General features: G+C 72.9%; 18 protein-coding genes. 4 read left to right on the forward strand and 14 right to left on the reverse strand.

The annotated features are described in order from the left end of the window. Positions 1-145 precede the first annotated feature (145 nt). From ACF1G2_RS19155 to ACF1G2_RS19210, 12 genes are all read right to left on the reverse strand, one after another. Positions 146-634 carry a DUF1269 domain-containing protein gene (locus ACF1G2_RS19155; RefSeq protein WP_391799397.1) on the reverse strand — a complete coding sequence of 163 codons (489 nt, stop codon included), beginning with the start codon at positions 632-634 and terminating at the stop codon, positions 146-148. A gap of 107 nt (positions 635-741) precedes the next feature. Continuing rightward, positions 742-1758, reverse strand: a complete 1017-nt coding sequence (locus tag ACF1G2_RS19160) for a Rieske 2Fe-2S domain-containing protein (RefSeq protein WP_391799398.1) — start codon at positions 1756-1758, stop codon at positions 742-744. A gap of 2 nt (positions 1759-1760) precedes the next feature. Next, on the reverse strand, positions 1761-1985 hold the full coding sequence (locus tag ACF1G2_RS19165) for a recombinase-like helix-turn-helix domain-containing protein (protein WP_391799399.1): 225 nt from the start codon (positions 1983-1985) through the stop codon (positions 1761-1763). A gap of 33 nt (positions 1986-2018) precedes the next feature. After that, positions 2019-2957: a PDR/VanB family oxidoreductase gene (locus ACF1G2_RS19170; RefSeq protein WP_391799400.1), complete on the reverse strand. Its 939-nt coding sequence runs from the start codon at positions 2955-2957 to the stop codon at positions 2019-2021. A 35-nt stretch (positions 2958-2992) separates the two neighbouring features. Then, entirely contained in the window at positions 2993-4618 is a 1626-nt protein-coding gene (locus ACF1G2_RS19175) for a thiamine pyrophosphate-binding protein (protein ID WP_391799401.1), read from the reverse strand. A 9-nt stretch (positions 4619-4627) separates the two neighbouring features. Beyond that, on the reverse strand, positions 4628-5416 hold the full coding sequence (locus ACF1G2_RS19180) for an SDR family oxidoreductase (RefSeq protein WP_391799402.1): 789 nt from the start codon (positions 5414-5416) through the stop codon (positions 4628-4630). 19 nt (positions 5417-5435) lie between these two features. Further along, the gene (locus ACF1G2_RS19185; RefSeq protein ID WP_391799403.1) at positions 5436-6176 is read right to left on the reverse strand and encodes an SDR family oxidoreductase; all 741 of its coding nucleotides are present in this window, start codon (positions 6174-6176) and stop codon (positions 5436-5438) included. Continuing rightward, positions 6169-6690 (reverse strand): cupin domain-containing protein, encoded by a 522-nt coding sequence (locus ACF1G2_RS19190; RefSeq protein WP_391799404.1) that lies wholly within the window; start codon positions 6688-6690, stop codon positions 6169-6171. Before ACF1G2_RS19190 ends, ACF1G2_RS19185 begins: the two co-directional genes overlap by 8 nt. After that, positions 6681-7514 (reverse strand): alpha/beta fold hydrolase, encoded by an 834-nt coding sequence (locus ACF1G2_RS19195; protein WP_391799405.1) that lies wholly within the window; start codon positions 7512-7514, stop codon positions 6681-6683. Before ACF1G2_RS19195 ends, ACF1G2_RS19190 begins: the two co-directional genes overlap by 10 nt. Then, positions 7511-8314 (reverse strand): aspartate dehydrogenase domain-containing protein, encoded by an 804-nt coding sequence (locus ACF1G2_RS19200; protein ID WP_391799406.1) that lies wholly within the window; start codon positions 8312-8314, stop codon positions 7511-7513. Before ACF1G2_RS19200 ends, ACF1G2_RS19195 begins: the two co-directional genes overlap by 4 nt. Beyond that, a complete protein-coding gene (locus ACF1G2_RS19205; protein WP_391799407.1) occupies positions 8311-9258 on the reverse strand; it encodes a VOC family protein in 948 nt (315 codons plus the stop codon). The genes ACF1G2_RS19200 and ACF1G2_RS19205 overlap by 4 nt, the downstream gene beginning before the upstream one ends. 32 nt (positions 9259-9290) lie before the next feature. Continuing rightward, a complete protein-coding gene (locus ACF1G2_RS19210; RefSeq protein ID WP_391799408.1) occupies positions 9291-10775 on the reverse strand; it encodes an aldehyde dehydrogenase in 1485 nt (494 codons plus the stop codon). A gap of 238 nt (positions 10776-11013) precedes the next feature. Here ACF1G2_RS19210 and ACF1G2_RS19215 point away from each other — a divergent pair, with 238 nt between their 5' ends. From ACF1G2_RS19215 to ACF1G2_RS19225, 3 genes are all read left to right on the forward strand, one after another. Next, positions 11014-12393: an MFS transporter gene (locus ACF1G2_RS19215; RefSeq protein WP_391799409.1), complete on the forward strand. Its 1380-nt coding sequence runs from the start codon at positions 11014-11016 to the stop codon at positions 12391-12393. Between the two features lie 205 nt (positions 12394-12598). Continuing rightward, positions 12599-13135 carry a MarR family transcriptional regulator gene (locus ACF1G2_RS19220; protein WP_352190726.1) on the forward strand — a complete coding sequence of 179 codons (537 nt, stop codon included), beginning with the start codon at positions 12599-12601 and terminating at the stop codon, positions 13133-13135. Between the two features lie 75 nt (positions 13136-13210). Then, positions 13211-13822, forward strand: coding sequence for a GNAT family N-acetyltransferase (locus ACF1G2_RS19225; protein ID WP_391799410.1), 612 nt, complete (start codon positions 13211-13213; stop codon positions 13820-13822). Positions 13823-13826: 4 nt separating this feature from the next. Here ACF1G2_RS19225 and ACF1G2_RS19230 read toward each other — a convergent pair whose 3' ends face one another. Beyond that, the gene (locus ACF1G2_RS19230) at positions 13827-14555 is read right to left on the reverse strand and encodes a DUF6215 domain-containing protein (protein ID WP_391799411.1); all 729 of its coding nucleotides are present in this window, start codon (positions 14553-14555) and stop codon (positions 13827-13829) included. A gap of 287 nt (positions 14556-14842) precedes the next feature. On the opposite strand from ACF1G2_RS19230, the gene ACF1G2_RS19235 reads away from it, so the two are divergent. Further along, the gene (locus tag ACF1G2_RS19235) at positions 14843-15328 is read left to right on the forward strand and encodes a VOC family protein (RefSeq protein WP_391799412.1); all 486 of its coding nucleotides are present in this window, start codon (positions 14843-14845) and stop codon (positions 15326-15328) included. A gap of 24 nt (positions 15329-15352) precedes the next feature. Here ACF1G2_RS19235 and ACF1G2_RS19240 read toward each other — a convergent pair whose 3' ends face one another. Further along, positions 15353-19417, reverse strand: coding sequence for a molybdopterin-dependent oxidoreductase (locus ACF1G2_RS19240; RefSeq protein WP_391799461.1), 4065 nt, complete (start codon positions 19415-19417; stop codon positions 15353-15355). Positions 19418-19599 lie beyond the last annotated feature (182 nt).

Here is a 19599-nt window from a genome sequence, read left to right on the forward strand (position 1 = left end):
GGGGGGGGGGGGTGGCGCGCCGCCCGCCGGGGCCGGCGGGCGGGCGGGGGCCGCCCCCCCCCCCCCCGCCCCCCCCCCCCCCGGGGGCCCGGGGGGGGGGGGGGGGCCGGGGGGCGCCCCCCCCCCCCCCCACAGGGATCGGCGCCTACGCGCCGGCCAGCTGCTCCACGAGCGCCTGCTCGTCCTGCTCCGAGAGCGACGTCTTGAGAACGGTGCCGCCGTAGGACTGCATGGCGGCCGCGAACTTGTCCTCGGTGACCTTCGAGGCCATGATCACCACGGCGGCGGAGCCCGGCTTGAGCAGGGAGTCGACCTTGCTGCGGAAGTCCTTGTCCACTCCCATCTGGCTGAGCTTGCCGATGAGTCCGCCCAGCGCGGCGCCGACCACACCGAGGCCCGGCGTGAGGACGAGGATCCCGAAGACCAGGCCCCACAGCGCGCCCGCGGTGGCGGAGAGGGCCATCTTGTCCATCCTCGAAGGCGTGTCGACGTGGGTCTCACCGTCCTGGTCGACCGTGACGACGGCGAGCCCGCCGAGTTCGACGACGTGGTTGCTCTGGAGCTCCTGCACCGTATGGAAGGCCTTCTTCGCGACGGAAGGCTCGTCGTAGCCGATAACGATGAGCTCGGACATGGTCATCTCCTTTGCCGTCAAGCCAGTCACTTCGCACCCTATGCCCACATTCGAGCGAGGGCATCAGACGCGCGGACGGATCGGCCGGCGTCCGGACTGACGGCCGTTCAGACCGCCGCCGAGGACTGGGATTCGGCCCCGGCGCGGTACAGCCTGCGCAGGCGCACCACGCCGAGGTCGTGCTGGTACAGGTTCTCCCGCTGGTCGGCGTCGACGGGCATGCCCTCGAGCATCACCCGGTCCTGCTCCAGGACCTCCCAGTGCCGCTTCTCGATCAGGGTCCGGTAGAGGAAGCGCCAGGAGTCGCGCTGCCAGTCCTGGACCGTGCGGTAGCGCCAGAAGAAGACGCCGGTGCGTCCGGCGTCCACCGGGCAGACCATGCCGACGATGCCGAACGGGCCGCCGGGGCCCGCCGAGGGCGGATACGGGATGGACAGGTCCACCCAGTCCACGCCCGTCCGGCACAGCTCCACCCAGTCGAAGTTGACGCCCCTCTGGTCCGTCTTCTCGAAGAAGTAGCCGCGGTCGGTCTCCCGGATGCGGAACTTGGCCGTGGTGTCGCCGTCGAACATCGTGTGGGACTCGTGGTGCAGGAAGGCGCCGTGCATCGGGTCGAGCAGGTTCTCCGCCGCGTACCGCCAGGGCACGTTCCACTCGGCGTAACAGAGGAAGGCGTCCGTCTCCGGATCGACGAGCGGACCGGGGAGTTCCAGCGGCACCGGCTCGGGGTGCTCCTCGTCGCCGAAGTAGGCGAGCACCGCGCCCGCCACCTCGCGCACCGGGAGCGAGGTGACCAGCTTCTTGCCCTCCAGGCTGCAGCCCGGCAGGCCCGGCACGGAGGAGACGGTGCCGTCCGTCTCCACCTCGACGCCGTGGTACCAGCAGGCCACCCGGTCGCCGAGGTGCCTGCCGAGGGAGAGCGGAGCGCCGCGGTGCGGGCAGCGGTCCGCCAGCATGGCGAGGGTGCCGTCGGAACGGCGGAACAGGAGCCACCGCTCGCCCAGGGCGGTGACCTTGCGCATCGCGCCGGGGGCGACGAACCGCGAGGGGACGACGGGGTGCCACTGGTTGCGCAGGCCGTGGGCGTGGATGTGGTCCGCGGAAGCGGTTGTGGACAGCGTCATGATCAGGCTCCCAGTCGGTGCATCTCGGCGCGGAAGGAGGTCTCGGTCCACGGCTGCCCGTCGGGGGCGTGGACCTTGCGGGCGTTGAGCCCGCGGACCACGTCGGGCAGTTCGTGGCCTTCGTTCGTGAAGACCTCCTCGAGCGTGGCGGCCAGCTTGTACTCGTACGGGCTCGGCTCGCGCGTACGGCTCTGGTGGATCTCCAGGTAGGGCCAGGCGTCGGTCATGGTGGCTCCAAGCGGGGGGGTGGGGCGGAGGGGTCAGAGGTCGAGGACGAGCCGGCCGGAGAGGCACCGCGAGACGCAGATCATCATCGTGGCGTTCGCCGTGTGCTCGGCCTCGCTCAGGAGGAAGTCGCGGTGGTCGGGGACACCGTCGACGACCCGGGTCTCGCAGGAGCCGCAGATGCCGTCCCGGCACGAGCTGCGGACGTCCAGACCGGCGGCCTCGGCGGCGTCGAGGATCGAGGTGTCCGCACCGACGGCGAGCGTCAGTCCGGAGGCGCGGCACTCGACTTCGAATCCCTCGTCCTCTCCCCCGCGTTCGACGACGGGCGCGGAGAACCGCTCGATCCGCAGGCGCTCCGGCGGACAGCGCTCCTCGACGGCGGACAGGAGCGGCGCGGGGCCGCAGGCGTAGACGAGCGTGTCCTCGTCCAGGCCGGCCAGCGCCGCGTCCAGGTCGATGTGTCCGGCCTCGTCCTGGGGTACGAGGGTGAGGGCGCCGCCGCCCAGCGCCGTGAGCTCGCCGGTGAAGGCCATGGAGGCGCGGGTGCGACCGCCGTGGACGAGCCGCCAGGGGGCCCCGCGGCGGGCCGCTTCCCTCGCCATGGCGAGGATCGGTGTGATGCCGATGCCGCCGGCCACGAAGAGGTAGCCCCCGGCGTCCTCCAGCGCGAAGTGGTTGCGCGGCTCGGAGACCGTGATCTGCTGGCCGGGGCGGAGAGCGGTGTGCACATGGCGTGAACCGCCCCTGGAAGACGCCTCGTTGAGGACGCCGATCCGGTACACCCCGGCCGACTGCGGGTCACCGCACAGGCTGTACTGCCGTACGAGTCCGCCGACGCGCACGTCGACATGGGCACCCGGGGTCCACGCGGGCAGCGGCTTTCCGTCCGGATGGACGAGCTCGACGGAGAGGACGCCGTCCGCCTCCCACGTCATCCGGTGGACGACCAGCCGCAACGACTTCTCGCTCATGCTCTGCTGCCTCCTGACTGTCTTGGGGACGGGGCCTACTGGCCCGGGATCCGTACGGGCGGGGTGAACGGGTTCTTCATGGGCCCGAGCGCCGCGAGGTCGACCTCGACGAGCACGGGTCCGTCGCCGGCGACGGCCTCCGCGAGCACCGGCTCCGCGTGCTCCTCGGCCGCGATGCGCAGGTACGGCAGACCGCAGGCGTGGGCCAGCGCGGCGAAGTCGGGGGTGACGAGGTCGACGCCGGAGCGGCGCTCCGCGTATCGGTCCTGCATGTTGCGCAGGACGCCGTAGCCACCGTCGTTGAAGACGAGGAGCGTGAGGCGCGGCCGCTCCTGGGCGAGCGTGAGGAGTTCGCCGAGGTGGACGGCGAGTCCGCCGTCGCCGGCCATCACGACGGTGGGTGCCCCGGGGCGGGCGAGGGCGGCGCCGATGCCCATCCCCAGGCCCTGTCCGATGCCGCCGCCGCGCGGGAAGACGTTGTCCCGGGGGTCGTAGATCTCCAGGAGTCGGTTGCCCCAGCTGCTCGACGGGATCGTGACGTCGCGGGCGACGACCGCCTCGCGCGGCAGCACGGCCCGCAGCGCGTCGCAGATCGCCGCCTGGGGTCCGATGCCGTCGTGCAGGGCGGCCCGCACCCCGGCGCGTACGGCGGCGGCCCGCTCCGTCCAGCCGTCCTCGGCCGGCCGGGCGTGCGGGACGAGGCCGCCGAGGACGGCTCGGGCATCGCCGTGCAGGGGGTGGGTGGCGGGGTGGACCCGGCCGAGGGCGGCCGCGTCGGCGTCGATCTGGATGTGCGCCGTGGGCAGCGGGAGCGTGTAGTCGGCGGTCTCGTTGGAGCGGAAGTGCGTGCCGACGGTGAGGAGCAGGTCCGCGTCGGCGAGCAGGGCCCGGACGGGTGGCGTGGTCGCGAAGTTGCCGATGACCTGCGGGTGGTCCTCGGGGATCGCGCCACGCCCGGAGTTGGAGGTGACGAGGGCCGCTCCGGTCGCTTCGAGGAGCCGGGTCAGCTCACGGCGGGCGCGGACCGCGCCGCCGCCGGCCCAGATCACCGGGCGGCGCGCGGAGGCCAACAGGACTCCAGCCGCATCCAGTTCACCTTCCGTGGGGGACGGGAGGACGGGCGCGGGGAGGGCGTACGGGGCGTCGGTCTGGGCCGCGTACTGGAGATCGATCGGCCACTCGACGCTCGCCGGGCCGCCGGGCGTGGCCAGCGCCGCGCGCGCCGCCTCGCGCAGGATCCGTCCCGCGCGCTGTGTGTCGGGGATGCTTGCCGCGTACGCCGACACGGCGGTCAGCATGCCCAGCTGGTCCTTGGTCTCGTGGATGAACCCCCGGCCGGTGCCGAGGAACTCGCTCTCCACCTGACCGGTGACGTGCAGCACGGAACTGCCCGCGCTGAGCGATTCGACGAGCGATCCCGCGGCGTTTCCGGCACCGGTGCCGGTGGACGTGAGCGCGCAGCCGATCGAGCCGCGAGCCCGTCCATGGGCGTCCGCCGCGTTCACGGCGGACGCCTCGTGGCGAACGGGGACGAAGCGCAGGTCGCGGTCGACGGCCTCCACCAGCGGCAGGTTGTGCACGCTGACGATGCCGAAGACGGTGTCGATGCCGAGTTCGCGCAGGACGGCGACGAGGAGATCGCCTCCGTTGTCGTGACGCATGGTGTCTCCTCAGAGGATGGAGCGGCCGACGCCGCCGCAGACGTCGATGGCAGTGCCGGTGATGTACGAGGCACGGGGTGAGAGCAGCGCGACGACCGCGTACGCGACCTCCTCGGCGCGGCCGAGCCGGCCGAGCGCGATCCCCCGGTCGGCGGCGAGCTCCGCCTGCCACTCCTGGTAGCCGATGCCGGGGTCGGCGGCGGCGTGGCGGCGGGCCCACTGGCCGGTGTCGACGAGACCCAGGCAGACGGAGTTGACCCTGATGCCGTCGGCGGCGAGCTCGGCCGACAGGGACTTGGAGAGGTTGAGGATGCCGGCGCGGGCGGCGCTGGTGGTGATCAGCCGGGTCTCGGGCTGCTTGGCGAGTACGGCGTTGATGTTGACGACGCTCGCCGCGTCGGAGGCGGCGAGATGGGGGCGCGCCGCGTGCAGCGGGTTGAGGACGCCGGCGAACTTGAGTTCCAGTTCGTCGCGCCAGTCCTCGGCCGTCGCGTCGTCCAGCCCCTTCATCCGGGACTGACCGGCGTTGTTGACGAGTCCGTCGACGCCGCCGAACTCCTCGGCGGTACGCCGGACGAAGGCGTGCACGGCGTCGGCGTCCCGGACGTCGCAGACGTCGGTCAGCAGCCGGTCCGGTCCGGCGCCGAGGGCCGCGGCCACGTTCTTCAGCCGCTCGGCGTCGCGGCCGCAGGTGGCGACGCGGGCGCCTTCGTCGAGCAGGGCGCGGACCGTGGCCAGGCCGACACCCGAGCTGCCGCCGGTGACCACGATGGTGCGGTCGGCGAGGCCCAGATCCATAACGCGTGACTCCTACAGCTCAGTTCATGGTGAAGCCGCCGTTGACGGCGATCACCTGTCCGGTCAGATAGCGGGACTCCTCGCCGAGCAGGAAGGAGACGATCCCGGTGATGTCCTCCGCCTGCTGCGCCCGGGAGACGGCCCGGTTCGCGCGGTAGAGGTCGTGCCGCTCGGCGGGCACGGTCTCGGTGGCCTCGCCCTCGGTGAGACCGGGGGCGACCGCGTTCACGGTGACGCCGCGGTCGCCGAGCTCGCGTGCCATCGCCCGGGTGAGGGCGATGACCGCCCCCTTGGAGGCGATGTAGTGGGCCAGCCGGGGAGAGCCGTAGAGGGCCGCGTCGGAGGCGATGTTGACGATCCGTCCGGGCGCGGTGAAGAGCGGGTGGAGCACCTTCGACACCAGCCAGGGGCCGCGGGCGTTGACCGTCATGAGCCGGTCCCAGACCTCGATGTCGATGTCCTGGAACTCCCTGCCGCCGACCCCGTTGGCGAGGGCCGCGTTGTTGACCAGCCCGTACAGCGGGCCGAGGGCCCGTACGGTGGTCGCCAGGGCGTCCACCGACGCCGGGTCGGCGACGTCGCACCGTACGGCGTGGGCGTCCAGGCCCTCCTCGCGCAGCCCGGCGGCGGCGCGCTCTCCCCGGTCGGCGTCCAGTTCGGCGAGCACGACCCGGAAGCCGTCGGCGCCGGCCCGGCGGGCCATGGCCAGTCCCAGGCCACGGCCCGCCCCGGTGACGACGACGACCCGAGGGTCAGTCACGGGTGACCCCGTGCATCGGCGAGTAGGCGGGGTACGACGGCACCTGCGGCTTCTGCGTGCCGATGACGACGCAGAACAGGGCGTCGGTGTCGCCCTCGTTCTTCAGTGAGCGGGTCACCCCGGCCGGGACGACGATCATGTCGCGGTAGCCGAGGGTGCGGTACTCGACCTCGTCGGGGCCTCGGTGGATACCGACCTTGACCTCGCCCTCGAGGACGAAGAAGGCCTCCTCGACGTCGTGGTGGGTGTGGGCCGGGCCCTCGGCGCCGGGCGGCAGCAGCATGTTGGAGAAGGTGAAGCCGCCGGACGGGATGATGCGGCTGTCGCCCTCGTGGTTGCCGGTGGCGCCCGAGCCGACGTAACGGATCTGGCCGCGGCGGTACTGCGGGCCCGCCTTCTCCTGGAAGGAGAGGGTGTCGAAGTCCGCCACGCGGGACTTCCTGGTGGCGATGAGGGAGTCGGTGTACGCGGCGAGGTCGTCGCCGTTGTCGTAGGCGGTGGTGGTCAGCGGCATGGTGACAACTCCTGTTCGGGTATGCGTGCGGTGATGCGGAGGTGGGAGAGGACCCAGGCGTTGAAGCGGCCCGGCTGCTCCTGGTTGGCCAGGTGACCGGCGTCCTTGACGATCACGAAGGCGGTCTTGTGGAGGGCCCCGGCGACGAGCTGACTCGCCTCGACGCCGGTGACCGTGTCCTGGTCGCCGCAGAGGACGAGCGAGGGCGCGGCGATCGTGGCCAGTTCGGGGCGGAGGTCGGCCGAGGCCATGGACTCGGCGGCGTAGGCGTAGCCGGGCAGCCTGACCGAGTCGGCCATCGTGTCGACGACCCGCCGGACGAGGGCGTCCGGGGCGCCGGGTGACACCAGGCGCGGTCCGCGGGCCTCGGCGAAGGCGCGCGGGCCGAGTTCGGCCAGCTCGGTGGCGCGGGCCCGCATGGCCGTGGCCTTCGTCGGGTCCGTGCCCGAGCCAGGGCTGGAGTCGGCGACGACGAGGGAGTCGACGAGTCCGGGATGGCGGGCGGCGAGCCGCAGGGCGATCACCCCGCCCCAGGAGACGCCGAGGACGTGCGCGCTCGTGCCGCGTGCGCGGATGACGGCGGCGGCCGCGTCGGCGAAGTCGTCCAGGGTGAGCTCGGCCTCGGGGTCGGGCGAGGCGGCGTAGCCCGGGGCGTCCCAGGCCACGACCCTTACGTACGAGGAGAGTTCGGCGAGCTGCGGCGCGAAGGCGGCCGAGGAGGACCCGATGCCGTGGAGGCAGAGCAGCAGCGGGCCGCGCTCGCCGGCCTCCTCGACGTGCACGTCGAAGCGCCGTCCGGCACGGAGGCCGGCCTGGACGGTCACAGGATCTGTCCCGTCCGCCCGGCGAGCGCCGCGAGGCTGCGGAGCACCGCGTACGGCACGACCCGGCTGGTGGCGGGGTTCTCCGCGTCGGGCACGTGCGCGACCTCGAAGCGGTACGCGCCGTGCGGGCCGGACGCCTCGATGACGTGCCGGGTGTGGTGCGCGGCGGGGTCGGCGACGACCCGGACCCGCACAGCGTCCAGGTCGCCGACGGCCAGCGCGACCGACGCGGCCACGTTCGTCGACTTGGGGAACTTCACCGGTACCTCGCGCGCGGTGCCGGACATGACCTCGACCGGTCCGGTCGCCGTGCGCATGCGGGTCAGCAACTCCGCGTCCATCCACGGCTGTTCGAGGGTCGACGGCAGCTTGGTGGTGGTCAGGCGGACCTCGTCGAGCGGGCCGAGCGCACGGACCGCCTGGAGCAGGTCGAGCCCGCCGACGGCGCCCCCCGTGAAGTACACGCGTCCCGGTCCCGCCGCGAGGAGGCGCTTGGCGAGCTCCTCGTCGGTCATCGCCCCGCTGGAGGCGATCAGCAGGTCGGTGCCGGAGGCGAGGACGCGCTCTCCCCACTCCCGCACGACGCCCTGGCCCGCGGCCTCCACGACCAGGTCGCAGAGGTCGAGCGCCTCCTCGAAGGGGACCTGCGGCGCGGGCGCCGTCTCGCCGAGCGGGCGGTTGTCGACGACGCACACCAGCGTGGCGCCCTCCACCCGCCCCTCGGCGAGCGCGGTGCCGACGATCCGGCCGATCGCCCCCCAGCCGACCACTCCGACCCTGCGTACACGTGCGGTGCTCATGCGGTGTCCTTCCGGGCGTCGACGGGGGCGAGCGGGCCGGGGTCCGGCGTGCCCGCCATGTGGCAGCGGATCTCCTTCGACGGCGGGCCGGCCGTGCCCCAGAGGTCGGAGAGCTCCGGCACCCGCCGCCACACCCGGGCGATCCAGGTGTCCTCGACGATCTGCGCGACCTCGGAGGTGTACTCGCAGACGAGACCGGACGGGTCGGTGAAGTAGGAGAAGGTGTTGTTGCCGGGGCCGTGCCGTCCGGGGCCCCACTGCGGGGTGATGCCGTGGTGGCGGAGCCGTCCGAGGCCGCGCATGAAGTGGTCGACCGAGCTCATCTCGTACGCGACGTGGTTGAGCGAGGTCCACTCGGCCTGGTTGAAGGCGATGCAGTGGTGGTCCGCGTTGCAGCGGAGGAACGCCATCTGGTGCTCGGACCAGTCCGAGACGCGCAGTCCGAGGACGTCGCGGTAGAAGGCGACGGCGGCGTCGATGTCGGTGGTGTTCAGCACGGCGTGCGTGACCCCGACGGGCACCGCGCCGTCCCGGCCGCGGGGGGCGACGGCCTCGACCTGGGCGCTGATCTCGACGAGCCGCCGCTCGGGGTCGGTGAACCGCAGGCCGTAGCCGCCGCCTGCCTGGTCCAGAGGGCCGGGGCCGAAGACGGGGACGATGCCGCGCGCTTCGAGGCGGCGGGCGGCCTCGTCGACCTCGGCGGGCGTGGCGACGGAGAAGGCGAGCCGGCCGAGGCCCACCCGCTCGCGCTCGGTCAGCTGCAGGACGTGGTGCTCGTCGCCGGTACCGCGCATCCAGCGCGCGCCGCTGTCGGACTCGACGGTCTCGAGTCCCCAGACCTCCTGGTAGAAGTCGGCGGCCTCGGTGAAGGCGGGGGTGTGCAGTTCGACGTAGCGCAGCGAGCGGAGGCGGGCGATCGGCCCGGGCGGCGGTGAGGGGTGCATGTGTCTCTCCAGACGGGGCGGGCGTGCCTGTTTCAGTTGGCCCAGGGCAGGGGCACGTCGGAGGTGCCCCAGTAGAGGGACTTCTGGCGCTGGTAGGCGCGGATGGCGTCGCGGCCCTTCTCGGTGCCGAGACCGCTCTCCTTCCAGCCGCTGAACGGCGTGGCGGCGCTGAACTGCTTGTACGTGTTGATCCAGACGGTCCCCGCGTCGATACGGCGGGCGAGCCGCCAGGCGGCGTGGGCGTCGCGGGTCCAGATGCCGCAGGCGAGCCCGTAGACGGAGTCGTTGGCCTGGCGGACCAGGTCGTCCTCGTCCTCGTACGGTAGCGCGACGAGGACCGGGCCGAAGATCTCCTCCTGGCAGGTGCGGGAGGAGTTCGGCAGGCCGTCGACGACGGTCGGCAGGTAGTACGCGCCATCCCGGTAGCGATCTCCCTCCGGAGCCGATCCGCCGCACAGGACCCGTCCGCCCTCGGACCGGGCGAGGTCGACGTAGGCGGCGACCGCGTCGCGGTGGCGGTGGTGGACCAGGGGGCCGACCTGGGTGGCGGGGTCGGTGCCGGGACCGACCCGAAGCCTCCGGACGCGTTCGACGAGCTCGCCGACGAAGGAGTCGTAGATCTCCCGGGCGACGAAGAGCCGTGAGCCGGCGATGCAGGACTGACCGCTGGAGGAGAAGATCCCGAACAGCACACCGGCGAGCGCCTGCTCGACGTCGGCGTCGGCCCGGACGACGGTCGGCGACTTCCCGCCCAGCTCGAGAGAGGCGGGGATCAGCTTCTCCGCCGCGACGGCGGCGATGGAGCGGCCCGTCGCGGTGCCTCCGGTGAATCCGATGCGGGCGACGAGGGGGTGGCGTACGAGGGCGTCGCCGACCACCCGTCCGCTGCCGGGGAGCACGGAAAGCAGCGCCGTGGGCAGGCCGGACTCCTCCAGGGCCCGCGTGACCAGCCTGCCGAGGGCGAGCGAGACCAGCGGCGTCCAGGCGGCCGGCTTGAGGAGGACCGCGTTTCCCGCGGCGAGGGCGGGCGCGATCTTCTGGGCGTCGCTGGCGATGGGCGAGTTCCAGGGGTTGATCGCCCCGACCACCCCGATCGGTTCGTGCACGCTCATCGTGACGTACGCGCCGCGGGAGGGGGTGAGGGAGTCCTCGGCGGTCTCCAGCGCGGCGGCCGTGTAGCGGAACGTGCCCGCCGCGCTGAGGGCGAGGGCGCGGGTCTCGGTGAGGGTCTTGCCGGTGTCGGCGGTCTGCAGGGCCGCGAGCTCGTCGGCCGCCTCCTCGGTGAGCGCGGCGATCCGGTGCAGGAGACGGGCGCGCTCGTGCGGGAGCAGGTCCCGCCAGCGGGGGTCGGCCACGGCCGCGGACGCGGCCTCCGCGGCCTCGGCGACCTCCTCCGCGGAGGCGGATCCGACGGTGGCGAGGAGCCGTCCGGTGGCCGGGTCGACGGTGTCGAGCGGTTCGCCCGCACCGCGTCGCCACTGGCCCGCGATCAGGATGTCGGTGGGGTGGTGGGGCACGGGCGAACCTCCTGGCGAAGCCGTTCTCGAAGTGCTTGAAATCTAAGCACTTAAATAGTGTGACGCAAGACCCTCGGCTCGAAATCGTTGCCCGACAGGTCTTGAGCGTGGGGCGGACCCACCGCGAGGATGTGTGGCGAGTCGGCGGGTTCGAGATTGCTAATCCCTTAACCATTGACCGCTTAGATAGCTGAACCTACTGTCTCCGCAACTTCTCTGTTCGCGGAAGGACCCCTCCATGACGACTGTGGCCGGCCAGCCAGCCCTCGGCTCGATAGCCGCGCGACTCGAACGACTGCCGCACTCGCGCTGGCACGTCAAGGTGCGATTCCTGATCGGCGCCGTCACCTTCTTCGAGGCGTTCGACCAGTTGTTGGCCGCCTCCGCACTGCCCGTCCTGATGAAGGAGTGGAACCTCACCACCGGGCAGGCGACCTTCGCGGTGACCGCCGCCTCGATAGGCATGCTCCTCGGCGCGCTCGGCGCCGGATGGCTGGGCGACCGGATCGGCCGGGTGCGCACGGTCGCTCTCGGTGTCGCCGTCACCGGCCTCGCCAGCCTCGCCGTCGCCTTCTCCGGCTCCATCGAGACCTTCTCGCTCTTCCGGTTCGTCCAGGGGCTCGGCATCGGCGGGGTGGTCCCCGTGGCCGCCACGTACATCAACGAGATCGCGCGCTCCGACAAGCGCGGCCGCTTCGTGCTGCTCTACGAGATGATCTTCCCGGCCGGTCTCGCCGCGGCGACGCTCGTCGCCGTCTGGGTCGTCCCCAACCTCGGCTGGCGCGCCATGTTCGTCATCGGCACCCTCCCGGTCCTGATCACCGCCGCGCTGCCGCGCCACGTCGAGGAGTCCCCGCGCTGGCTGCTTTCCCGCGGCCGCATCCAGGAGGCCGAGGCGGCCATCGCGCGGATCGAGGCCGAGGTCGGCCGCGCCACCGCCGCACCGCTGCCGGCTCCGGCGCCCGCGCCGGCCGCGGGAGCCCCCGAGGACGTCGCGCGGGCCGGCCGCCTCGGCGACCTGTTCCGGGGCCGCTACCTGCGCCGTACGGCCGTGCTCTCCGGGCTGTGGTTCGTCGCGTACTACGTCAACCACGGCATCTCGACCTGGCTGCCCTCGCTCTACACCAAGCAGTTCGGCCTCGATCTGACGACGGCCCTCGTCTACACGCTGCTGAGCAACGTCACGGGCCTGCTCGGCACCTTCCTGGTCGCCCTGCTGATCGACCGCATCGGCCGCCGGCCCGCCCTGATGGCCGCACTCGTCGGAGGCGCGCTCTCGCTGGGCGTACTGGCCCTGGCGGGCGCGACGTCGGGCGGCCAGGTCGCCGCCTTCGCCTCCTGCACGACCTTCTTCCTGTACGCGATCAACGCGGGGCTCTACCTGTACTCCCCCGAGCTCTACCCGACGGCCAACCGGGCCAAGGGCGCTGCGTTCGGCGGCCTGTGGAACCGGCTGGGCGTCATCCTCGGGCCGGTCGTCGTCGGCACGATCATCGGCGCGGGCGGCAGCCTGTCCCTGGTGTTCGCACAGCTCGCGGCGGTGGCCCTGGTCGGCGCCGTGATCGCCTGGTTCGCCGTCGAGACCAAGGGCCGGACGCTGGAGGAGCTCAACAGCTGACGCCGGACGTCGTACGACCAGCCCCGGGGCGACGGTCTCCCGCCGCCCCGGGGCGTTCGGCGTCCGGTCGCCGTGGGCATCGTCGTCAGGTCTCTCTGGGCCTCCGTGTCCCGTCGCCCCCGCCGCCCGAATGCCTGAGCGGTAAGATTCTCAGCGCTGTGAGACGCCGGAGGGGTGCCGGCCGGAGCCGTACGAGGGGATGACCATGGCTGCATCGAAGCCGGCGAGCCGCGACGCGGTGGCGAAGGTGATGGAGGACTGGGCGCGCGAACGCCCTGAGCTGGACACGAGCCCCCTCGACGTTCTCGCCCGCCTGCACCGCACCTTCCTCCGCTACAACACCCGGATCACCGCGTCGATCGAGCGTCACGGACTCTCCGTGGCCGGGTTCGACGTGCTCACCGCGCTGCGGCGCTCGGGTGAGCCGTACCGGCTGACGGCGGGACAGCTCGCCGACTCCGGCCTCGTCTCGTCCGCGGGGGTGACCCTGCGGATCGACCGCCTGGAGAAGGACGGGCTGATCGTGCGCGAACGGGACGCCGACGACCGGAGGGTCGTCTACTCCCGCCTCACCGACCACGGCCTGGCCACCGTGGACACGGTCTTCGCCGAGCACCTCGACAACGAACGCCGGATGCTCGACGCGATGTCGCCCGCCGAGCGCCGCCAACTCGCCCGCCTCCTCCGGAAGCTGGAGACGTCGATCCTCGACTCGGACGAGCCGCAGGCGACCAGCGAGTGACGGCAGCGCGGGCGGGCTGACCCGACCGGGACCCCGCCGCGCGGTCCAAGATCATCGGGGAGCAGAATGACCCGTATGTCGACAACGAACATTCCGCAGACGGCGACGATCGACGACGCCCCGCTGATCGGCCGCGCGTTGACCCGCGCCTTCGACGACGACCCGATGATGCGTTGGTTCTTCCCCGACGACGTCTCGCGCGAGGCGGCCCTCGGCCGTTACTTCACCACCCTGTTCACCCGGCAGTACGTCCACCACGCGGTGTGCGAGCGCACCGCGGCGGCGGCCGCCTTCTGGGTGCCGCCGGAGGCGCAGGCCAAGGCCGTTCCGGACGCGGAGACGATCCAGGAGCTGCGGAACATACTCGGTGACCGGGCGCCCGTGTTCGGGGCCGCGGTCGAGGCCGCCGCCCAGCACACGCCCCAGGAGCCGCACTGGTACCTGGCGCTGATCGGCGCCGACCCGGCGGCCCAGGGCCAGGGCCAGGGAGCCGCGCTGCTGCGCTCCGGACTGGCCAAGGCCGACGCGGCGGGGCTGCCCGCCTATCTGGAGTCCTCCAAGCCGGACAACCTGCCTTTCTACGAGCACTTCGGGTTCCGGGTGCGCGAAGAGCTGCAGTTGCCGGGTGGCGGTCCGGTGCTGTGGGCGATGTGGCGCGAGCCGCGCACCCCGTCCGTCCAGCGGTGACCGGTCACTGCTGTGCGGCGCTCGCGGGGGTCCACCCCGGGAGCGTCGGCAGGATCGTTTCGGCGACCCGCAGGAGCACCGCGTCGTCCGGCACCGCGCCGTCCTGGCGCCAGAGGGTCACCTCGTAGGAGCCTCCGCTGTCCTCGGCGTCCCGGGCCACGACGACCGTGCGGGCCGGGACGCCGGGACCGGTCTCGGCGTCGCTCCCGTCGAGGCGGAAGCGGATGCTGATCGTCTGGTCGGAGTAGAGGACCGCCGGGCGGCCCAGCACCGCGCGCTCCTCGGCGCTGTGCCCGCCGAACGGGGTGTACCCGGCCACCGGGCGCCCGTCGTAGGTCGCCGCGAGCGTCACGGTGTAGGTCGGGAACTCGACCTCGGACGTAGGCGTGGCGATGTCCCGGGCCTCGCCCGCGAGTTGGAGGGAGCCGTCGCTGCCGTTCGCGGACGTCGCCATCTCCTCGGGAGTGCCCAGGAGCCGGGCGAGATCGGGTCGGTTCAGCGCCTCGCAGAGTTGGCCACCGGAGAGCCGCCCGCGTGCCTCGGCGGTGCTCCCCCGCGTCGTGGCGGGTTCCCCGTCCGAGCACGCCGCGGGCCGCGGCGGGCCGCCGCCCGTGTCGGCCGTCTCCCCCAGGGCCCACGCGCCGAGCCCCAACGCCGGCACCAGCAGGAGACCCGCGACGACCTGTCCCCACACGCCCGCGCCCTTCGGCAGCGCGTCGATGTCCTCCGCCATGTCCCCCACCTGCTGTGATCACCCGACGAGTGCCGGGGCCGGGGCACACTAACCCGTGATCATCGGGCGGACAAGGGAGTATCGCGGCCGGCCCGGCGGCGGCCAGGGCCCGGAGGCGGCGAGCGCACCGGCTCGGAGGCCGGGGCAGCAGCGGACGAGGGGCGGCCCTTCGGGGTACGCGGCCGCGGGGCGCCGCGCGGCGTGGGCGGGGCCCCGGATGTTCGGGATATCAGTGGTCGCAGGCGACGGTCGGCGGTGATCGTCCCCCTGCGAAAGGCGGAGCTCCGGTGAGCGTGAAGCCCGTTCCCGAGGACTATCCGAGCGTCACTCCCTATCTCTGTGTCGACGGCGCGGCGGCGGCGATCGACTTCTACGTCTCCGTACTCGGCGCGGACGAGCGGATGAGGATGCCCGCTCCCGGCGGCAGGATCGGCCACGCCGAGCTGGCGCTCGGCACTTCGATGATCATGCTCGCGGACGAGTTCCCCGACATCGGCTTCCGCTCGCCGAAGGCGGTGGGCGGCACCCCCGTGACCCTGCACGTGTACGTGGAGGACGTGGACGCGGTCTTCGCCAGGGCCCTCGCCGCCGGCGCCACGGAGCTGTCACCGGTCAAGGACGAGTTCTACGGTGACCGGACGGGCCAGTTCGAGGACCCCTTCGGCCACCGCTGGAGCGTCGCCACCCACGTGGAGGACGTCGCTCCGGAGGAGATGGAGAAGCGGGCCCAGGAGGCGCTGCGCTCCCTGGACTCCCCGCCCGACGGCGGCTGACCGGCAGCGGGGGCGCACAGGGTGTCAGTAGACGTCGCGGACGTACCGCTTGGCGGCGGCGAGCTGCTTGACGTACACCGCCGCCCCCTCCTCGTCGAGACCGCCGTGGGCCACGGCGATGTCCCGCAGCGCCCGGTCGACGTCCTTGGCCATCCGCGAGGCATCGCCGCAGACGTAGAAGTGCGCGCCGTCCTGTAGCCAGTTCCAGAGCTGGTGGCCGTGCTCGCGCATCCGGTCCTGTACGTAGACCTTGGCGCGCTGGTCGCGCGAGAAGGCGGTGTCGAGCCGGCTGAGCGTCCCCCCGGCGAGGAACGCGGTCAGCTCGTCCTCGTAGAGGAAGTCCGTGGCGCGGTGCTGCTCTCCGAAGAAGAGCCAGTTCGGGCCCCCGTGGCCGCGGGCCCGGCGTTCTTCGAGGAAGCCGACGAAGGGCGCCACCCCCGTCCCCGGGCCGACCATGACCATCGGCGTGCCGGGGTCGGCCGGTGGCCGGAAGTGGGGTGAGCGCTGGACGAAGACCGGCACGGCGGCGCCGAGCGGCGCATCGGCGAGGAACGGCGAGCAGACTCCCTTGCGCGGGTGGCCGTGGAGGTTCTCGTACCGGACCACGGAGACCGTCAGCGCCACCTCGCCGGGGTCGGTGAGCGGGCTGGAGGAAATGGAGTACAGGCGCGGCTGGAGGCGCTTGAGGACGCTCGCCCACTCCTGCGCGGTGGCGCGGACCGCGTGCTCGGCGATGACGTCGACGGCCTGCCGGCCCCAGGACCAGCGGGCGAGTTCGCCCTTGTTGTCGGGGCGCAGCAGCTTCTTCAGGTCGCGGTCGCCGGTCCGTTCGTTGACGAAGGCCAGGAGGCCGGGCGTGAGCCGCGTGATGTCCAGGTGCCGGTGCAGGGCCTCTGCGAGGCCGACCGCGCCCAGGCCGGAGACCTCGACCATGGCCGCGGGATCGACTCCGGTGACCGCCAGCCATTCGTTCACGAGGCCAGTGCAGTTGACGGGGTGCACACCGAGGGCGTCCCCGGCCTCGTAGTGGAGCGGAGTCCCGCTGTCCCGGGTGTCGAAGGTGAACCGGCGGACCTCCTTGCCCGCCCCTTCCAGGCTGAGCAGTCGGTTGCCCGTCAGCCGGGCGGTGGCAAGGGCCTGCCTCGTCGTACGGAGAGATGCGCCCGGCGGCGCGGGGGTGGCGGGCGGCGCGGCCTCCGGCGCCGGCTCTCCGGTGAGCCGGTCGAGGACCTGCTCCAGCCAGGCGTCGGCGGAGTGGGCGTCGTCCGGTTCGCAGTCAGCGCGCGGTGCCAGGCGGACGGCGCCCAGCTCGTCCAGGCGCCGGTCCAGGCGCCGGCCGTGGCCGCAGAAGTCGTCGTACGAGGAGTCGCCGAGGGCGAGCACGGAAAAGCGCCGGCCCTCCAGGCTCGGGGGGTCCGCGGCTGTGAGCGCGTCCCAGAAGCCGGCGCCGTTGTCCGGGGCGTCGCCATCGCCGAAGGTGCTGGTGATGAGCAGGAGGTCGGCGGCGGGCGGCAGGGACGCCGGATCGGCGCCGTCCATACCGAGGAGCGCGGCGCGGTGGCCCGCCGCGGCGAGCCGCTCGGCGGCGGACGCGGCGAACCCTTCGGCGTTGCCCGTCTGGGAGGCCCAGAGCACGACGACCTCACGGCCGGTGGTCCTGGCGGCGCCTGCCGCGGGTTCCGTGACGGACTGCGGCGCCCGGGAGTACAGGCCCGCGAGCGCGCCGTTCACCCAGCGGGCGTGCTCCTCGCTGAACGGCGCTCCCGGCGGCAGTACGGGAACGCCGGGCGCCCCGGACGCCAGCCCCGCCAGGAAGCCCACCAGGTACTGGCGTTCGTGCTCGGCGAGCGCGGGCGCGGGCGTGGTGTCCAGGCCGAAGACGGCCGTCGCGGCGGGCAGGACGGCGGACGGCGCGAGCGCGAACGGCCCGGAGGCCGCGGAGGGCCCGGAGATCGCGGACGGCTCGACGGCCGCGCCCCGCGCGGCGGGCGTCGGCGGCCCCTTCACACGGGCCGCGACCTTGGTCAGCGTCACCGCGCACATCTTGAACTCGGGCTGGAGGGAGAGGGGGTCGACGGCGTCGTTGGTCACCGCGTTGATGCTCACGTACTCGCCGAACAGGTCGTTCCAGTGGAACGGCGCGAAGCAGCACCCCGGGCGCACCCGGTCGGTGACGACGGCCGGCAGTACGGCCCGGCCGCGCCGTGAGGCCACCTCGACCGAGTCGCCTTCCCCGATGGCGAGGCGTTCCGCGTCCTCCGGGTGGATCTCGACGAAGGGGCCCGGGGCGAGCCGGTTGAGCGCGGGGACCCTGCCGGTCTTGGTGAGGGTGTGCCACTGGTGCTGGAGCCGCCCGGTGTTGAGGACGAACGGATAGTCGTCGTCGGGCATCTCGGCCGCCGGCAGGTGGGGGCGGGCGAAGAACACCGCGCGTCCGCTCGCCGTCGGGAACACCGGCCCGCCGTCCTCAGCCAGGTAGCGGATCGGGTTGCGGTCCGGGCCGTCGGCGTCCGGGGCGGGCCACTGGACGGGCGTGGCGCGCAGCCGCTCGTACGTCACTCCCCGCAGGTCGTACCCGGTCTTCGCGTTCGCGGCGCGCTTGATCTCCTCGAAGACCTCCTCGGCGCTGTCGTAGGAGAAGGCGTCCTCGTACCCCATCGCGCAGGCGATCCGGGCGATGATCCGCCAGTCCGCGAGCGCCTCCCCCGGTGGGTCGACGGCGGGCCGGGCGAGGGTGAGGGTGCGTTCGCTGTTGATCAGTACGCCCTCGGTCTCGGTCCACAGGGCGCCGGGCAGGACGACGTCGGCGTAGGCGTTGGTCTCGGTGTCGGCGAACACGTCCTGCGTGATGACGAGTTCGGCCGCCTCCAGGCCCTCGATGACGGTGCCGCGGTGGGCGACGGAGGCGACGGGGTTGGTACAGATGATCCAGCAGGCCTTGATCTCGCCGTCGGCCATGCGCCGGAACAGGTCGACGGTACCCGTGCCGGATCCGTCCTCGCGTACGGTGCCGGGCTCCAGCCCCCACAGCTCCTCGACGAACGCCCGGTCCTCGTCGACGAGCAGCGAGCGCTGCCCGGGGAGCCCGGGGCCCATGTACCCCATCTCGCGTCCGCCCATGGCGTTGGGCTGGCCGGTGAGGGAGAAGGGACCGCTGCCCGGCCGGCAGATCGCGCCGGTCGCCAGGTGGAGGTTGATCAGGGCGTTGGTGTTCCAGGTGCCGTGCGTGGACTGGTTGAGCCCCATGGTCCAGCAGCTCGTCCACTCCCCCGCCGTGCCGATCCACTCCGCCGCGCGCCGGATGTCGGCCTCCGGCAGCCCGGTGATCCCGGCGACCCTCGCGGGCGGGTAGTCGGCGAGGAAGCCCGGCATCGCGTCCCAGCCCTCGGTGCGCTCCGCGATGAAGCCGGGGTCCGTGTGCCCGTTCTCGTGCATCAGGTGGAGCAGCCCGTTGAGCAGGGCCAGGTCGGTGCCCGGGGTGATCTGGAGGAAGAGGTCGGCCTTGTCCGCGGTGGCGGTGCGCCGCGGGTCGACGACGATCAGCCGGGCACCGGCCTTCACCCGCTCCATCATGCGCAGGAACAGGATGGGGTGGCAGTCGGCCATGTTGGAGCCGATGACGAGGAAGACGTCGGCCCGGTCGAGGTCCTCGTACGAACCGGGCGGGCCGTCGGCGCCGAGGGACAGCTTGTAGCCGCTGCCCGCGCTCGCCATGCACAGCCGGGAGTTGGACTCGATCCGCCGCGTACGTATGTAGCCCTTGGCGAGCTTGTTCGCGAGGTACTGCGCCTCCAGGCTCATCTGCCCGGACACGTACAGCGCGAAGGCGTCCGGTCCGTGCTCGTCGATGACGGCCCGCAGCCGCCGGGCCGTGTCCGCGATCGCCTCGTCGACCGCGGCCGGTACGGGTTCGGCCCCGCGCTCCGGGCGTACGAGCGCGGTGGTCAGCCGGCCCGGCGCGGCGAGCATCTCGGCCGTCGTCGCGCCCTTGGTGCACAGCCTGCCGCGGTTGGCGGGGTGCGCCTTGTCCCCCGAGGCCTTGCGGACGGTGCGGCGGCCGTCGGGGCCCGCGGCGATGTCGAGGAGCAGCCCGCACCCCACGCCGCAGTAGGAGCAGACGGTGCGCACCTGGGCGACAGCGGCCGACGAGTCCTGTGGGGGCACGGGCTGGGGCCTCTCTGTCGATCGAGCGTGGCCCCGACGGTACGCAACGTCCGTTGCGTCGGTGTGACCACGGACGATCATGCTCGGTAACGCTCGTCACACACCCG

This window comes from Streptomyces sp. NPDC013457 (genome assembly GCF_043089925.1).
In the GTDB taxonomy this organism is placed as follows: domain Bacteria; phylum Actinomycetota; class Actinomycetes; order Streptomycetales; family Streptomycetaceae; genus Streptomyces.